The organism is Bdellovibrio bacteriovorus (assembly GCF_048286975.1).
Lineage (GTDB): Bacteria > Bdellovibrionota > Bdellovibrionia > Bdellovibrionales > Bdellovibrionaceae > Bdellovibrio > Bdellovibrio bacteriovorus_H.
Map to the genome: position 1 here is coordinate 623170 of NZ_JBLVRT010000001.1, position 16746 is coordinate 639915.

10 protein-coding genes are annotated in these 16746 nt (G+C 51.0%); 1 reads left to right on the forward strand and 9 read right to left on the reverse strand.

Translation table 11 applies throughout. The annotated features are described in order from the left end of the window. Positions 1-54 precede the first annotated feature (54 nt). The 8 genes from ACNQKP_RS03100 to ACNQKP_RS03135 all read right to left on the reverse strand — a co-directional run bounded on the left by ACNQKP_RS03100 (position 55) and on the right by ACNQKP_RS03135 (position 10054). Complete coding sequence (locus ACNQKP_RS03100) at positions 55-975, reverse strand: hypothetical protein (RefSeq protein ID WP_417862780.1); 921 nt, start codon at positions 973-975, stop codon at positions 55-57. Further along, positions 972-3389, reverse strand: a complete 2418-nt coding sequence (locus ACNQKP_RS03105) for a fimbria/pilus outer membrane usher protein (protein ID WP_417862782.1) — start codon at positions 3387-3389, stop codon at positions 972-974. Before ACNQKP_RS03105 ends, ACNQKP_RS03100 begins: the two co-directional genes overlap by 4 nt. After that, a complete protein-coding gene (locus ACNQKP_RS03110) occupies positions 3386-4129 on the reverse strand; it encodes a molecular chaperone (protein ID WP_417862783.1) in 744 nt (247 codons plus the stop codon). Before ACNQKP_RS03110 ends, ACNQKP_RS03105 begins: the two co-directional genes overlap by 4 nt. A gap of 316 nt (positions 4130-4445) precedes the next feature. Then, positions 4446-6413, reverse strand: a complete 1968-nt coding sequence (locus ACNQKP_RS03115) for an ATP-binding protein (RefSeq protein ID WP_417862784.1) — start codon at positions 6411-6413, stop codon at positions 4446-4448. Continuing rightward, the gene (locus ACNQKP_RS03120; RefSeq protein ID WP_417862786.1) at positions 6410-7366 is read right to left on the reverse strand and encodes a zf-HC2 domain-containing protein; all 957 of its coding nucleotides are present in this window, start codon (positions 7364-7366) and stop codon (positions 6410-6412) included. Before ACNQKP_RS03120 ends, ACNQKP_RS03115 begins: the two co-directional genes overlap by 4 nt. Continuing rightward, a complete protein-coding gene (locus tag ACNQKP_RS03125; protein WP_417862788.1) occupies positions 7347-7817 on the reverse strand; it encodes a hypothetical protein in 471 nt (156 codons plus the stop codon). Before ACNQKP_RS03125 ends, ACNQKP_RS03120 begins: the two co-directional genes overlap by 20 nt. A gap of 59 nt (positions 7818-7876) precedes the next feature. After that, positions 7877-8920 (reverse strand): rod shape-determining protein, encoded by a 1044-nt coding sequence (locus tag ACNQKP_RS03130; protein ID WP_015089392.1) that lies wholly within the window; start codon positions 8918-8920, stop codon positions 7877-7879. A 102-nt stretch (positions 8921-9022) separates the two neighbouring features. Further along, positions 9023-10054 (reverse strand): hypothetical protein, encoded by a 1032-nt coding sequence (locus ACNQKP_RS03135; protein ID WP_417862790.1) that lies wholly within the window; start codon positions 10052-10054, stop codon positions 9023-9025. A gap of 261 nt (positions 10055-10315) precedes the next feature. Here ACNQKP_RS03135 and ACNQKP_RS03140 point away from each other — a divergent pair, with 261 nt between their 5' ends. After that, complete coding sequence (locus ACNQKP_RS03140) at positions 10316-15109, forward strand: hemagglutinin (protein ID WP_417862793.1); 4794 nt, start codon at positions 10316-10318, stop codon at positions 15107-15109. On the opposite strand, the gene ACNQKP_RS03145 is transcribed toward ACNQKP_RS03140, so the two are convergent. Next, complete coding sequence (locus tag ACNQKP_RS03145) at positions 15110-16744, reverse strand: glycerol-3-phosphate dehydrogenase/oxidase (protein WP_417862794.1); 1635 nt, start codon at positions 16742-16744, stop codon at positions 15110-15112. Positions 16745-16746 lie beyond the last annotated feature (2 nt).

Consider the following 16746-nt stretch of genomic DNA (forward strand, 5'->3'; position numbering starts at 1 on the left):
TTCTAAGAACTGAAAAACAAACTAAAAAGCCGGTCCCAGTGACCGGCTTTTTTTTTATTGGCTGGATTGGATGGTCAGATTGATCGTGTCGCTGTAAGACCCTTGAGCCTTGCCACTGGTGTTCCCGATGATGATCGTCACCGGATTCACCAACCCGCTGGCTGGTGAAGTCCCCGTCTGTGTGGCAATCTGAGTCCACCACGGGATCGCATAAGTGGTTCCGTTGATCTTAAACGTATAATCAATCGTGTCAGTGCCATTGACCTGCTTCAGCTTTCCACCGTTGTCAGACCAGGCATACAAGTTATAACCCGAGTTGTATTTAACAATGACATCCGCCGTACCCTGCGCACCGGTGGTCAGATTGTTTCCGAAGTTGATCGTGTGCGTGGTTTTGGAAAGATCAAACGCCCCGCCCGAAGACACCACGGACAGATCCGCTTTTTTATGTGATCCGAACGTCAGCAGAAATGCCTGCGACGCCACCAGCGTATAATTCGAGGTATTTCCCTGATATAAACGCACCGTCACCGTATCAAGATAGGTCCCCGCCGAGCGCCAGTCATTGGCAGTATTAAAGGCGACAGTGTAGGACGAAGTCTTGGTGTTATAGAACGTGTTTCCCTGAAGTTTGTCGCAGATAACATCCGAGCACGAGTTCACTTCCGGGAACTTTTTTAGTATCTGCAATCCCGCATTGTCAGCCGAGATCTGATAAGGCCAGACATCAGAACCTTTTTTCGCCGAACGGTTCGTGTAGGAATTCGAAGATCCATAATCGAAAGTCAGAAAATAGTTGCAAGCACCTTGGGTGGTGTTGCCAAAGACGGTGACGTTGAAGGTGTCCTTCATCGTCCCGCCCGTCTGGAAATACGGCGCAGGTTGCGCCAGAATCAAGCCCATCGCAGAGCAGGCCGAAGCTCTGACCGCGGCGAAAGTGAGGGCTGCAAGCAGAAGACCCACGATCAGTTTCATCGTTGCTCCTTGGTTCCGGTTTTGACTGTACCCAGATTCAGCATTCTATCGGCATTGCCTGGAATCTCAAATGTGAATGGTGCAAGGCTCGACTGATCTGTCACAACCCGGTAAACACCTGGTTCCAAACCTTCAATCAGGAAACGTCCCTGCTTGTTGGTAAAGAAGGTATTATCAACAAGCTGTCCGTTGGCATCAAACACATCTCCGGCGGCGTATTCCACCGCTTTGCCTGAAGAGTTCAGCAATTGCCCCTTCACCATGACTTTTTTGGCGATCTTTAAATCCAGCAGGATACCACTGCGATAAGTGGTCTGAGTTCCATAGAATTCTTTATCCAGCAAATAGCCCATCGGCAAAGACGTGATATCTACATTCACCGTATTTCGGTAATATGACGACTGATCACGCAGCACCACGGTTCGGCGCGGCCCCAGCTGAGCCTGCCCGCGATCTCCGGTTGGATTGATCATGATGGCCTGACCGTCTTCCAGATTCTTGGCGTGAAGCAAAACAAAGCTGTCGGTGACTGGTTGTGTGAAGGCCCCATGTCCACCCACCCAGGCAAAGCCGGTATTCAATCCCAACGACGTCAGGTTGTATTCGCTCCCCTGCTGGGCATTGTTCATGTGATCCAGACGCACACTGAAAGGCTGCTTCAGATATTCCCCCGAAATGCTTCGGGTGTTGCCCAGTTCGCTGTTTTGGATATTTGCATTCCAGCGATAATCATCATACTGATAGCGATTGTTGCGAGCCACGGTGGCATTGGTGGTTTTTTGAAGTGAATCGTAATAGGAACTTGCACTGTAATAACCCTGGCTTTCATTCCAATAGAATGAAATCAGGAAGCGGTCTTCTTCCTCGTCCTGCAGAACCTTGTTATAGACAAATTCAAGGCGCATCTGGCTTTTAAGCGGGATCATCAAATTGGATCTGTAAGTGCGCTGGTCTTCACCCGTCATATATTCCAGTGTGTTGGCACCCACGCCCCACAACCAGGATGAATCCAAACGGAAGTTCAACTGCGCATCGTAACGGCGCAGGTACCGCAAAGGATCCACGACGGGATTCTGCACGGTCACAGGACTGAAATCACGATCCTGATTTTCAAACTCCAAAGCCAAGAGCAATGGCATCTGACGACCCAAAACCTTGTCCAGACTTCGATACGTCAGGCGTTCGGCAAAACCACTTTCCTGTGCAGACTGTGATCCTTGCGCCACCTGCAAAGACAGATATCCCAGATTCGACACACCGGAAACCTCAGCGCCCAAAAGCATCTTTTCATAATAGCCCTGATAGTTCACACCAACCGTCAGCTGATCCGTGATCCCACGACGGTTGTACAAACTGACAAAGGCCGCCGAATCATCATAAGCCCGGTCACCACCGGACAGCTGCCACGGAAGACCCGCAGCGTACGAAAACTCTTCCACCCCACGAGCCAGCAGGCTGTTTTCATAAAGCAGCGAGAAGTCGTAAACTTCTTCCTGTCCCAGATCATCCTTCACCTTGATGCGCACATTGCTTTGGCCGGTTGCCAAAGGGAAATCACGAATATTGAAAACCCCCGGGGCCAAACGCACCTGACTGAACAGCAGGCCGTTGACATAGATTTCCACAATAGAAGTTCGTTTGATGATGATTTCCGTGTCACTGAGCGGCCTTAAGGTTTTATACGGCTGGATTGCAAACTCCCGCGTGGCCGCAAGACCCGCGATCGAGGGTGTGATTTGAAAACCGGTTGAACGGAAGGTTAAATCCCCCAACGTGTAGCGGATCATGCGCTCTTCATCGTCATAGCGAATGCGTGTGTCCTGACGGCGCCATTGGGAATCGGCGTCCTCTAAAAAATCCGCGCTGGATTCAAAGACAAAGCCTTTGATGTTTTCAACCAGTTCCAGGTTTCCAGTCAGGGGACGGCGTTCGCTTTCCACATCAGGCCCATACTGCCAGGATTGCTGGGTTCTGAGATTCAGGTACCCGCTGTGCTGATCCGGCCGCAGGTATTTCTGATTTTCAAATTCAACAAAGTTCAAATCCAGATCCTGAGCCTTGCGATACTTGGCTGGCAGACTTAGACGCAGCTCCAGCGTGGGCGGATCAAAGGACACTGAAAAGCCCACGGCCTCCAGGAACTGCGTGGTCAAAACACCGTCCGGTGTCACATTGCTTTGCAGGCGCAAAAACAATTCATCCTTCATGTAAGGTTTTACCGCTTCCAGCAAGGTGCGCGCCTCGATGGAAAACTCTTCAGCACGATCGCGCGGGAACAACCATGCTTCCGTCAGCGGACGGCCATCCAAAACCACGGGCGCCATCAGGAAGGGTTTTCCCAACGGCGGACGGCCTTGGGCCATAACCAGCACCGGAAGCAGAATAGTAAGAAGTAAAACGAAACAGGATCTCAATTCTCAAGATCCTTCAATTCGATGGTGGCGCTCAAAGCCTGATTGGCCGGGACATCTTTCGTGGTTTCAACTTCGGCCGTGGCCGTGTCGCCGGCCAGAAGATTGATGGATTCAACGGCTTTGTTCGTCGTGAGATCCGCAATCACTGATTCACCGGCTTTGATTTTTAAGTGTTTGAACAGCAGAACCTTGTGGGCTTTTCCGTCGTTCGTGAACGTCACGGCCACTTTGCGGGCCCCAATACGTTTCACTTCCTTGACGATGACCTTGGGTGCGGCCCCTTCCGGGATCACATAAGCCGAGGCCACGTACTGCAAAAGGAACTTCAGATTCACACTGGTTTTTTTCGGATCAGAGTTTTTTTCGCGGAAGTCCACCGGCAGTTGTGAAGCCACCAGGCGATAGGCTTTTTCTTTTCCGTCTTTGATTTCTCCGGACCACGACACACGCACGTTGCGCTTTTCTTTCGGCAGCAGCACGACCTGCTCAGGGTAAATCACAAAGTCTTCGGTCTTAGTGCGCACCTCTTCACCCTTGGCATTGGTGCTGCGGGCGAAGGCTTCAATTTGTACAGGAAGTTTTTCATCTCCGGGATTTTCAATCACCAGCACTTGCGTGGACCTTGATCCACTGGGAGCGAACTCCACAACCATTGGAGAAAATCGGAAAGCCCACGAAAGGGACGGAACTGCCAAAGTGACCGAAATCAGGATCAGTGACATTGAGAAGATTTTTGCCATATATCCCAATGATAGGGGCTATTTTTCGGCAAAAGAAGACATCTTAAACCAGTCCTTAACAACTAGTCTTAGGGCGCTTGAACGGTGACGAGAGAAGCCGGAGCCCGCTTGTGAACTACGACTTTAAGGTGAGGTGAATTTTTTGTGATTTGCAATTCACCATTCTTCGCTGTCTTCACGTCGACTTTTTCCGCGACTCTTCCGGAGAAATGCAGCTTATGACTTTTTGCCACTGCCATCCCGGAAAACATCAAAATCGAAAGAAAGACTGCCATGATACGCATGTCTTTCTTCTCGGATTAACTGGACTAAAGCTTTAGGACGTTAGTTGGGGATTTTTTTCCTGAATCGGCGGATACACCGGGATGATCACGATAAACTCTGTACCTACGCCCACTTCCGAGCGGGCCTGAATTTCGCCCCCGTGATTCTGAACAATACCGTAAGAGATACTCAACCCCAAACCCGTCCCCTGACCGACACCCTTGGTGGTGAAGAACGGGTCGAAGATTTTTTCCAAAACATCGGCGGACATGCCCTTACCGCTGTCTTGAATTGAGACTTGCACCCAGCCACGTTTGTCCTTGGAACCTTTGTAGTCCTTCAAGGCCGAAGTGGAAATCCAGATGTGACCGCTGCCTTCAATCGCCTGAACCGCATTGGACAGAATGTTCATGAACACCTGATTCACCTGGCTGGCATAACAATGGATCAACGGAGTTGGTTCATACTGACGATGAATCTCGATGCGGTTTTTGATTTCACCCTGCAACAGATTCAAAGTAGTATCCAAACTTTGATGAACGTCGATTTCCTGCAGTTTGGCCTCTTCCAAACGCGAGAAGTTGCGCAGACCCAAAACGATATCACGCGTACGACGAGCTCCATCCTGGCAAGATGCCACCAGCTTCGGCAGATCCTTCACGATATAGTCAAATTCGTACTCTTCTTTCAGGGCCGGCAGTTTCGGCGGATCTTTTTCTGCCACTTCAGCAAGTTCGATCAGTCTTTCAGAATACTCTTTAAGGTGGGTCATGTTGCTGTAAATAAATCCAATCGGATTATTCAGCTCGTGCGCCACACCTGCCACCAACTGACCCAGGCTGACCATTTTTGCAGAGTGAACAAGCTTGGTCTGAGTGTCTTTCAGCTCTTTGTTGGCCGCTTCAAGCTCGGTGATTTTCTTGCGAAGATCCGAACGGGCCACCCAGATTTTTTTGCTCATTTCATTGAAGGACTCGGTCAGAAGGCCAATTTCGGTGTCGTTTTTCACCGGGATGGTGACGGCCTGTTCCTGGGATTCAAAGGACTGCAGGGCTTCAACCAGCTCATAAAGCGGCTTCAGAACCCAGCTTGAAGTCACCAGAATCGTCAGAACCAACAAGACAATAACCGCACCCACGACGCTGATAAAGGCATAGTTCACGTTCTTAAGAACCGCTTTGGCTTCACTCTTGGAAGCACCCAACGCCACATAGAACTTTGTGATACCCCAATTCAGTGGATAGATCAAAAAACCATAGGGCGTGCTGCGCACATTCAGATCAAAGAAGGGCTCAGACCCCGGGCGGAAATAAGGACGGAAGAAGTCTTTTTTATAAAGATAAAAATCCGGATGACTGGCAACGATGGCCTGACCGTTGTCCGAGAAAAAGATCAGTTCCAGTTTCAGGCGGCTTTTGATCTTAGATACAAAGGCTTTGTTCAGATCCATCACCTGTTCCATGTAACCCACAACGCGGCCACCGGCCCCGGTGATTTTTGAAATCAGGATCAGATTTACTTTCTGTTTGTCACCGAATTCAGCCAAAGAAATTTCTCGCTGATCTTTGACCTGCGCCATGTATTTCGCCGACAGGAAGACAGCGTCTTGCACAGGAACAAAGCTGCGCACGTTTTCTTTTTCATCCTTGAAAACCGAGGCCAGCATGCGGCCTTCGCGATTGAAGAAAGTCAGACTGGAAAGATTGTCTGCCTTGATCCACTGGGACGAGATATTTCGGATGGTGCCGCTGTCGCCTTCCGCCATGTGATACACCAGACTTGGATCACGCACGTAACGGTCACGCTTTTGTTGAATGCTTGTTAAAAGATCCGCCAGAATCAATTCGACTTCACGGGCATTGCCGCTCAGGCGCTGGGACAGCTCATGATCGATGGCTTTTTCGTATTTGATCATGGAATAACCGGTAACAAACGCCAGCGGCACGACTGAGAACAGGACGAACCAGATAATCAGGATCGTGCGCAGGGATCGTTTGGGTTTCTTCCGGAGTGTTTTCACTTTTTGGATTCATCCAAAGTGAAGATCAGACGGATGATTCCGTCTGGCATCACCCGAGGGTGTTTTTCTTTGGAAAATTTGGTCTTCCCATAAGTGCCCAGATAGTTCATCAGATCCTGATACTTCGCTTCAGGAATTGTGAGGTGATAGTACATGGAAGTCGGAGTTTTCCTCCAGCCCAGCTCCACAGAGCCGGCTTTTCGACCACCCAGTTCAAGGATCTTCTCATTGATCTTGGGGCCAATGCTTTCAATGTTGGTCGCAGAGATTTCACCACGATAAAGGAACCCACCGGAAGCCGCTGCCGGAGCAGTCTCTGCCGGTTTTTCAGGTTTTGCCGCCACCGCAGCCGGTGCCGCAGGTGTCGGTATCGCCGGAGCCACCGGAGTCGGAGTGACAGCCGCAGGTTTATCCGGAGCCTTCGCCGTCACGGCCGGAGCCGCCTCTTTGGCCCCCTCATCCACGAATTCAGGAGTTTCCTGCACCACCGTAGTGGTTTCAGTTTTGGAAACTTCAGCCAGGATCACTTCTTTGGATCCGGTCAGGCTGCCCAACTGCATGACTTTTTGCCATGGAGTCACAGACAGCAAAGTCACAATCACCCCGACAACAACCAGAGCTTCCAGGCCCCATTTAAGGCCTTGAGGCCACTTGTCGAAATTGGATTTTTGCATCAGAACTGTCAGATAGCTGGAAGGTGCGTTGATTTGTGAAATAATTGGTTCAGACACACGGGTGTCAGCCAGGCGTTCAGCGTACTTTTGGCCATTTTCAATTTTACCCAGATCCAACTGGGCATCACGCGAAAACTTCACATGATCTTCAACCGCCGAACGGCGTTCTGGATCCAGAGTCCCCGTCAAATAGTCATAAAGCAGCTCATGCCCGATGAACGGAGAAATCTCTCTTTTGTTTTTCTTGGAGAGCTGAACTTTATTTTCCTGCTGAGCCATGCTTTAATTTACTCACACCTTGGGTCATGCTTCCCAGTTTGCGCAAAGCCCGGCCCAATCTATATCGAATGGTGCCTTCGGTGATGCCCAAACCGGCTGAAATATCATCGTCACTTATCTTCAGGATTTTAGACCAAATAACAGTCAATAGCTCGTCTTCTGAGGCGGATTTCTGAAATTCACGCCATGGGCCCAGATCGACCGCATCAGGAATCAGCCAGCCGGATTCCACCGTGGTGTTGGGACGCCCGCGGGAAACGCGCACTTTAAATTTGTCCCAGACCGTTTTGGTGGCGGCAACTATGGCTACAGAGTTTTTTAAATCAGGATTTCGCGCCTTGCGAGCCCGACAAAGGGCCAGCGCTTGGGATGAAGCCTCTATCGCTTTTTGATCATCAAGCAGGGAAAAATAGAAAAACAAAGCGATAGATTGTACGTCAGCTTCAGTCATAGAACCTTTAAGTCCATTCGTGCGTTCGAGGGCATCCGTTTGTGGATGCCCTTACTATACTAATCGACTGTAAGCTGTCTGAGAAGGTCAAGCTGGTCGAGAACTTTACCGGAGCCCATAACCACACAGGAAAGTGGGTCTTCGGCGATAGAAACCGGCAGTCCAGTTCTTTCTCTCAGAAGCACGTCCAGGTTCGCCAGCAAAGCGCCCCCGCCCGTCAGAACGATTCCGTTATCCACGATGTCGGAAGCCAGTTCCGGTGGAGTTTTTTCCAGCGCGGTACGAACAGCATCCACAACTTCAGACAAAGGATCCATCAAAGCATCGTTCACTTGAGAAGAAGTGATTTCGATGGTTTTAGGAGCACCGGCCACAAGGTCACGGCCTTTGATCTCCATGGATTTTTCTTCTTCAAAGGGATATGCGTTACCGATTTGGATTTTGATGTTTTCTGCGGTTCTTTCACCGATCAGAAGGTTGAACTGACGACGAACGTAGTTCACGATCGCCTCGTCAAACTTGTCACCGGCAACTTTGATGGATTTGCAGTAAACAATACCACCCAAAGAAATCACCGCCACACCCGTGGTACCACCGCCCATGTCGACAACCATGTTGCCGGATGGTTCAGTGATCGGAAGACCGGCACCGATAGCTGCCGCCATTGGTTCCTCGATCAGATAAACCTCACGAGCCCCTGCGGATTGAGCCGCCTCTTTCACCGCGCGTTTTTCCACCTGAGTGATTCCGTAAGGAACGCAGATGATGATACGAGGACGGATGAAGGATTTTTTCTCGCCAAGGGATTTGCCGATGAAGTACTTCAGCATGGACTGGGTGACTTCGAAGTCAGCGATAACACCATCTTTGATCGGGCGGATCGCCACGATGCTGCCAGGTGTACGTCCCAACATGTCTTTGGCTTCTTTACCTACGGCAAGAACGCGGTTTTGCATGCCACGATAATTTTTTTGGACCGCAACCACGGAAGGTTCATCAAGGATGATTCCGCGGCCTTTTACGTAAACAAGTGTGTTGGCGGTGCCAAGGTCAATGGCGATGTCATTGGAAAAATAGTCTTGAACTTTGTCAAAAAAACTCATGCTGAATCTCACTTCAGTGTAATATTCATCGGGCTTTAAACAGTTCAAGTCTAGGTTCTATAAAAACCGGAGTCAATACTGATATTTAGGCCTTTTTTGAGTTTATTTTGACGCAGGTGCGCACTGGATCGTAAGGTCGGTGCCCGTCAATTGACCACGGAAGCGAACCTCCAAGCCCTCGTTCAAGGTTGTTTCAGCCAGCATGGTTTTGTCGATATCCAAATCCACCGCCTCAATGGCGATGCGCTCTTCTTGCGCTCCAGCAGCGGGTTTCAGGCGCAGAGTGATTCTTTCCGTTGAACGTCCACGGAAGATTTCACGCTCCACTTTATTGGCAACGTCCCACACGATCTCTTCATCACGGCGGGTTTCTTTTCGACCGGATTCAGAGTGAGTCAGGGAGCATTTCACCCGGCGAAGATCCGCCTTGGTACGTTTGAAGGACTTGTCCGACAGACAAACTGCTTCGACTTCTTTTTGAATTTCCAGATTGGTGACCTTCAGGCTGATCTGTGAACCCAGGCCCGAGCGTACGGAGAACTTGCTGTCACCACGCTGCTGGTGCAACTGGATTTCACCCATAGCGGATCGGCCGGCCTGCGATGGCGTCAACAACAGACGACCCTTCCCATAAGAGTCAACCAGACTACCCAGAATGTCGTAGCCCTGATCGTTCTTTCCGCTCCAGAACATATCGCGATAAATCTGACGTCTTTGCGGATTGAACGGATTCATGTTTTGCAGGAACGTACGATCTTTCAAATCCATCCCGTTAACCACGCAACGAGCCGTGCTCATCGCCGGCAAAGTTCCGGGACTGCTGACTTGAGTGTTGGTGGTGCACATGCGGTTGTAGGTTTCAATACGCATTTCGCGGGCACAATTGTTGTTCAAAGCATCGTTCAAAAGGGCATCACAATAAGCGTTCTTGGAGGTCAGCTTCTGACGACCGGTGGTGCAGCCGTTGAATTTGTATTCATAGGTGAATTCACCCTGAACATCGACAGGAGCTGGTGTGGGTGTGGAAGTTGTCGGAACCGGAGCAGCACCGCCGCCGCCACCGCCTCCACCATTGGAGCAGGCTGCCACAGACAGAGCCAAAACAGACAGGGCAAGTTGCAGATGAATGCGCATGCTATACCTCCACATACGGTCAACACCGCCTTTACTTCAAAGACCCTGCCAACGTCATAATGCAACTGTTAGGGAATCAGAGTGCCATTCTGTTACTTCCGTGACAGGTGTGACAATTTGAGACACTTTTCCGCCAGATTTCGCGAAATGCCAGTGATCCTCGTCTAAATACGACGAAACATCAGCCGATAAGTGTAGTAGATGAACGTAACGGCACTATCGATACTCCTTATCACGGGTCTGGTCTCGGGTTGTACCCTCGTGGGCAATCTTACGGACTATAATTCCCTGACAGCGCCGATACTGACCGACAGCAACGGGACCAAAATTGAATCCCTGGTCATCAATTCCTCTGACAGCCTTTCAAGCTACAATCTGCGCGGTGAATGCTATTACCCGAATCAAAAAATTGACGTGATCATTCAGCCCAGCCTGAACAGCCTTTCGACGATGGAGCCTAAGACATTTACCACTGTCTGCCAGGACGGAAGTTTCAGCCTGGATGTGAACACTCAAGGCTGGCCGGATGCGGAATACACAGTAAAGCTGGAAGTGACCTCCCTGGCGGGCGTGAAGTCGTCGAATGAAACCGCAGTTACCAAAGACATCATCGCACCGAACGTCAGTTTCACCACACCGCTGCCGCCTGAAGTTGGCAATGCGCTGATTGTGGCCCTGCCGGTGGATGGCACCTGCGAAAGTGATGACGGTCCGGTTTCGATTCTTTTCCAGGGCACGACGCTGGCGACCTTCTCTTGCAGCAATGGCACTTTCAGCGGTCCGGTGATTGTGGGTGCGCTGAATGATGGCGCAACTGTTTTGCAGGTTTCGCAAACTGACAGTGCCGGGAACACGGGTACGGCCAACAGCTCTTCTTTCAACAAAGACTCTTTAGCGCCACTTTTGCCGGTGACTTTAGGTTCTTTAGGCAGTGCTCTTTCAAACAACGATGCGGATCGCTCCATCACTGTGACCGTGCCTGCCGATGCCACTCAATATCGCTATGTGATTGTGAAGGACACCGATTGCAGCAATCAGTGGGCGGCGATCATGGCCACCACTCCGGTTCCTGCGGGAACTCCGGCGACTTTAAGCTTTGCAGGTGATGGCGAATACCGCCTTTGTTTCATCGCCGGGGACCAGGCCGACAACTGGCAGCCCGACACGGCGGTTATTGAATCCGGCTCGGTCATCATCGACACCGTTGGTCCGGCGTTGAATATCACAAGCCCGTTGGCTGGCAGCAAACACAAGTCCGCGGTCACTGTTTCGGGGACATGCGAGGCCGGAACCTCTTTGAGCTTTGCCGGTGACTATACAACCTCTCCTTCCGCCGGGACCTGCAGTGTTGGAGGAACTTTCAGCTTTAACGTCACCCTGACGGCCGTTGATGGCCTAAAAAACTTCACCTTGTCCTCGACGGACGGCGCGGGCAACACAACAAATCACACCGCTTACTCTGTGATTCGCGATAATGTGATTGTGGCTCCGTCAGTCACTTTGAATTCAGCCAGTACCACAAACAATCCGGATGCACGATTCACGGTCAATGACTGCAGTGATGCAACTTTCATTATGATGAAAGAAATCAATGCGCCTCCGGCGTTGGGTGATTCCGGCTGGATTGCCTGCTCGACAGCGGCTCAGAACTATTCTTTTGATCTGAGTGCCAATGGTGACCAGCAAGGCCTTCGTAACGTGCGCTTCTACGCCCGTGATGAAGCCGGCAACGTTTCCACCGCGACTGTCTTTACTATCACTTATGACAGCAAAGCGCCGATTTTGACTTTGGATCCAGTGCCGACTCTGGCTATCAACATCAGCTATCCATTTGTGGTGTACATCACTGAAGCCACAGTGACTGCCGCAGACACGTTGTATTTGGACTATTCCACTGACGGCGGCACCACCTGGAATGTGGCTGCCAGTCGCGCGTTGGGACTTGCAGGTCCCATGAATAACAAATCCTTCACCGTGAATTGGACGCCAAATGCCTACAACACCAATGTGCTGGTGCGCGCACGTTTGACTGACAGCCACGGATTGACTGGCACCGGCACCAGCAATGCTTTTGATGTGATTCTGGACACCATCAAGCCCGTGATCACGGCAAGTGAAATGAAGATCAATGGGCAGCTTGATCCGGACGATACAGTACGGTCTTACGTCACCGTCAGCCTGAAAGCGTCAGATGCGGAAACTGCCGTCACCAAGTTCTGTTTAAAGACCACCAACAGCGCACCGAATGCCTCTGACAGCTGCTGGGTCAGCGTAAAAGCGCCAAAACCGGGCCTTGCTGAACTGCCGACGTTGACTCTGGTGGATTTTGATTTCTTCCTGGGAATCAATTTTGGCAGCTATAGCATCTATGCCTGGGTGATGGACGTCGGTGGCAATATCAGCACCAATTCCGCAACCCTTGAAAAGGACTATAACACCATCAACTATATCAACGATCCACCTCCCCTGGTGGCAAACTTCCTGACGGTGAATTCGACCACCCCGAATAATCCACCGAATACTTTTGATATGAACTTTGCCAATGGCGCTGCCGCTCACATCAGCTGGCAAGCCAGCGACAATGGCACGATCGCGAAAGTCGAACTGTTTTATGCCATCGACGGTCAGCCGTTCACTCTGATTTCAGATACACTGGCAAACAATTCCAGCAATGCAACAGCGTGTGCGTATTCGGCTCCGCGCACGGGTTGCTATCTTTGGAACTCGACTGTTCCCAACGACACTTTCTTTAAGCTGCAGATTCGCGTGACTGACAATAACGGACAAACCTCACAGGTCACCAGCCCCCCGCTGAACAGTGGTGCTTACAATCTTATTGCCGGAAACCAGGATCCGGGACATGACGGAAATGCCAAAAGCACCGTCTTCAATACCAATGTGAACACGGACACCGCGCCCGGCACTGTGCTGGTCACGACCGATGGAAAAATCTTCTTCAACGATTCCTCATACGGCATCATTTATATCGATCCGACCACCAACAACTCGAAGGTCCTTTTGCGTCTGGCGAAAGAAAATGAAAATGCCTTTGGAGATGGCATTCCGGTGGAACAGGCCCGGGCCGAGGCGATCTTGCGTACAGCGCTGGATTATCAAAACCGCATTCTGGTTTATGACCGCGACATGATTCGTCGAATCGACACCAACGTCACACCGATGACGATTGAAACCCTGATCGGCGCGGATCCGGCAGGAAATCTTGGAACGGACACCGCTGACACAGTGGCCGATCCACGGGACTTGAAAATCAATCTGATCAAGACTTCGTCAGTTGATGAAACCTGGTCAATTCGCCGACGTTCCCCGTTCATACCCATGCCTAACGGGGATCTTTATTTCATTTCGGAAAAACCCCAGACTGCCAAAGACAACGGGGGTCGTATCCGTCTGTATAAAGGTTCTTTGGCAGTTCCTCGCGTCGAAAGCGTGCGATTCTCGGGGGCCGGGGTCTTTGGTCAACCGACCTGGGATCTAAACACGATGCCTTATTCATTCTTCAGCCTAAGATTTGACCCTGCGTCCAGCGCTATTCAGAAAGCCTACGTTCAGGCAATCTACAGTGTGCCGGGCAATGCCTACGGCCCGATGACAGAGCTTGATCCGGTGACCCTCGTTGGTAATGGCGTGTTCCCGAATCATCCTTTTGGGAACTCTTCACTGACTTATTATGATGTTCAGGGCATGGACGGCCGAGTTTACCGCGCCAATCGATCCACCGAAAATGGCGTCAGCCAGCTGCAGGATGATGGCACCTGGGTGCGGGTTCTGGGAACCGGTGCTCAAGGGGAATGTGCGGATGGAGTCGACGCGACTTCCTGCCCGGTCGCACTGGATGACGTCTTTGTTGATCGCTATGGCCGAATCTTCTTCTCGGCGCGCGGAATTATCCGCACCGTTGTGAATGGAAAGGTCTATACCCTGTTCGGTCAGCGCAAAGACGCTGGCGATGGCGGGTCCGGATTTGATATGCGTCTGGCATCCGTCACCTACATTGATCACAGTGTGGGCGATGGCGTGATGTTGTTGGATCACCAGCAAAACAAACTGCGTGAGATATTCCCGGGGGCTTCTCCGGAAGTCCGTCTCGTGGCCGGTGATGGCGCCAATGCGGGAGTCAATTTCGGCATTGCCGCCAATCTGCAGTCCATTCTCTTGGGGAACTGGTGGGATGCCAACCAATTCGCCACCAATCCTGACAATGGTGATGTCTACATGAACTGCGCCAGCAACAGAGTGCTGACCACCCCTCCAAGCACTTACACCGTTTATCACAGCATCTGCCGCCTGAATCGCACCACCGGCATGTGGGAAGAGATTCTGAACGGTGAAGGAGCCACACCAAGCTATACCCAAGCTTCGATCAATTATGGCGACCTGCTGCTGGCCGGTTATTCGCCCGAGATCGTGGCCTACAAGGCCGGTGATCTTTTGATGAACAATCTTTACTGGAACGGAACGGCCCACAACAATGCCACCTTCCGTCTGATCACCCCCACCACCACCCATCACGTCGGTGGGCGTATTAGCGTGGATTCTGATTCCGACGACTGTCCGGATGGACTTTCCACGGACTGCTCTTTGGGCGTCGCCGGGGTTCACCGGGTGGCTGCGCCCGTGTATTTTGATCAGCTCAGTGGCTGGATGTACACGCCGCCATTGAATGCTTCGATCCTGACGGCAAAAATGCACGTGCTGTACTCAGGAAATGTTAAAACGCTGCTAACCCTGCCGCAGATTCCAAGCGCCTATGCTTATGATTCCGCAGGATCTGCGATTTACTACTGTGGAAATGTTGATAAGAAACTATATAAGGTTGCGATACACAATGCCGGGGATCTGGGAAATACCGCCGTATGGCCATTGGCTTCCGGGACTCACTTTACCATCACCGAGCTTCCGATGCCGACGGATTCCATCACCTGTCAGGGCCGTCGCATTCTGATCAAAGCGGCGTCAGGGCCGAAACCAAAACGCCTGGTCTTTATGGCCATGCAAAATGGTCTGCCGGCCGTTTCTGAATACTTTATTCCTTAATTAGAAATGCTTTTTCCATTCCACTTCGTGGGCCATGTATTCGGTCAGCATATGCAGTTCTTCTTTCAGGCGGACTTCATTCCAGCCCAGCTTTTCCTGAAAGACTTTGCCGATTTCTTCCATGTGCTTTACTCCGTGATTGCGGTCCGCCAGGAATAACGGAACCCGGCGTGCAAAGAAGTCTCGCATATGCAGACACATTGTGGAATCAATCGCCTGAGCTGCTTCCAACTGCCAGTAGGTCATGTCAGAAGAATACTTGTTCAGAATCTCTTCGCCTTCCATGCCATAACGCTCTGCCAGCAGACGCATGTCTTCAACCGGGTGCCCTGTTTCACGCGCCCACAGATCCGCCTGAATCTTGGCTTGTTGGAAGGCATCAACACTGGTGTATTGATTCAATGGTTTGACGGTGTTTGATTTAGCCCAGGTCACACGCTCTTCAAACGTGAAAGACTTCAACGCCGCCTTCACGGTTTGTTCACACATCAAACGATAAGTAGTGTACTTTCCACCAGCCACAAACGTAATGCCGCGATCATCAGTCAGAATCGTGTGCTCTCGGCTGGTTTTTCCTTCGCTGCTGGATCCATCCGCCACCAAAGGACGAACGCCTGCATAGCTTGCGATAATGTCGTGAGCGGTCAGGTTGGCACCGGGGAAATAGTGATCCGTGATTGAAAGCAGATACTTCACATCTTCCGGTGTGGTAGTCACATTTTCCGGGGATTCCTTAAAGTCGGTATCCGTGGTTCCAATAATGATCATCTCATGACGGGGAATACCGAACACAATGCGATCACTTTTTTCCGCACCCATCACCACTGCACTGGTCAAAGGCAGACGGTGCTTCGGTAATGTCAGGTGGATCCCTTTGGTTGGACGAAGAATCTTTTTCCAGTCTTTAAAGATGCTTTCACCCAGCTCATCTGTCCATGGGCCCACGCTGCTGATCACGTGACGGGCTTTGATAGAAAACTTTTCTTTGGAGTGCTGGTCTTCGCACTTTACCGATTGAATTTTTCCATCCGGGCCAAAATGAACCCCGGTGGCTTTCACATAGTTCACACACAGCGCGCCGTTTTCATTGGCCGATCTCATGGTTTCATGAACCAGGCGGTCGTCATCCATATAGGCGTCAGAATAAACATAAGAGCCCAGCAGGTTGTTGGGACGGATTGCCGGCATTCGCTCGATAGAGGCTTGGGCATTCAGACGCTCATGCATCTCGGGCGCCTGGAACAATGACAAGGCATCGTACAGCCACATACCAAGACCCATCTTACCCATGCCCACACGGCTTTCCTGATAAAGAGGAATCATGAAACGCAGCGGATGCACCAGATGCGGCGCCATTTCAAACAAACGGCCTCTTTCATTCAGTGCCTCGAAAACAAGTTTGAACTCCATGTTTTCAAGATAACGAATGCCGCCGTGAATAAGTTTGGAAGATTTTGACGACGTGCCAGAAGCAAAGTCACGGGCCTCAATCAAAGCCACACGCATGCCGCGCGCCGAGGCGTCCCGCGCCACCCCTGCTCCATTGATTCCTCCTCCGATTATCACCAGATCAAAATCCTGGGATTTCATCTTGTTGATATTTTGAATTCTGTTTGCGAAGGAGAAATTCTTCATGG

Bases quoted from the DNA above. Each gene is read 5' to 3' on its own strand.
- ACNQKP_RS03125 (WP_417862788.1), bottom strand. From the start codon at position 7,817: ATGACTGAAGCTGACGTACAATCTATCGCTTTGTTTTTCTATTTTTCC.
- ACNQKP_RS03145 (WP_417862794.1), bottom strand. From the start codon at position 16,744: ATGAAGAATTTCTCCTTCGCAAACAGAATTCAAAATATCAACAAGATG.
- ACNQKP_RS03110 (WP_417862783.1), bottom strand. From the start codon at position 4,129: ATGGCAAAAATCTTCTCAATGTCACTGATCCTGATTTCGGTCACTTTG.
- ACNQKP_RS03100 (WP_417862780.1), bottom strand. From the start codon at position 975: ATGAAACTGATCGTGGGTCTTCTGCTTGCAGCCCTCACTTTCGCCGCG.
- ACNQKP_RS03120 (WP_417862786.1), bottom strand. From the start codon at position 7,366: ATGGCTCAGCAGGAAAATAAAGTTCAGCTCTCCAAGAAAAACAAAAGA.
- ACNQKP_RS03135 (WP_417862790.1), bottom strand. From the start codon at position 10,054: ATGCGCATTCATCTGCAACTTGCCCTGTCTGTTTTGGCTCTGTCTGTG.
- ACNQKP_RS03130 (WP_015089392.1), bottom strand. From the start codon at position 8,920: ATGAGTTTTTTTGACAAAGTTCAAGACTATTTTTCCAATGACATCGCC.